General features: G+C 45.4%; 1 pseudogene. It reads right to left on the bottom strand.

Going from position 1 to position 623, the window contains the following annotated elements:
• Positions 1-207 precede the first annotated feature (207 nt).
• A pseudogene (locus tag OSCIL6407_RS31360) lies at positions 208-623 on the bottom strand (hypothetical protein); the annotation flags it as partial.

The raw sequence follows: 623 nt of genomic DNA, 5'->3' as shown, positions 1-623 counted from the left end.
CAAGATCCACACAGAAACCTATCAGATGTGGATAGACCGAGCTGTACACCAGCGAGTCTTCGATCAACTTTCCCACAACCGCAGAGAAAAATTATTGAAGTGAAGCTCATCTTTTTCAAGTTCCGCAACCCCTTGTTTTTCCTGTAAAAGTTGCTCGTCTTCTTTCAATAAGAAAGCGAGGGAACTCGCCCCGAATTTTCGGGGAGCTCAAAACCTTCTTTTGGGGTGTCTCAACCCAGACTCAAGGGCCGCTTGAGTGTCAATCTCAGCAAGCACCCCCCTAGCTTTAGCCAGAAACAGGCCTGTATGTGGAAAATCTTCAGTTGAAAGCTTATCGTTTAGCATCTGGACATAGCAAACTATCTCAAAAACCATATCGCCCCATTTCTCACAGTTGAGCTTTTGATTCACTAGCTCAAGAGGTTTGCTCTCTAGGCTCAGATTCTCAGCCTGCAAGTTACCCCATTGGCTCCCTAGCTCTTGATTTAGGTCTAACGGCTGCTCGCTCACAGCATCGAAGAAGTACAAGTGCTTGTCAATGGTCAGCTTGTACAAAGATGCAGACCATTTGATGAACGGGAAGATGTGGCTGAATATTTTAAAACTCAGAGAGCATTGTCTTC

The organism is Kamptonema formosum PCC 6407 (genome assembly GCF_000332155.1).
Taxonomy (GTDB): domain Bacteria; phylum Cyanobacteriota; class Cyanobacteriia; order Cyanobacteriales; family Microcoleaceae; genus Kamptonema; species Kamptonema formosum.
Note: the sequence above shows the minus strand (reverse complement) of the source record. Positions and strands in the feature narration are given on the sequence as shown.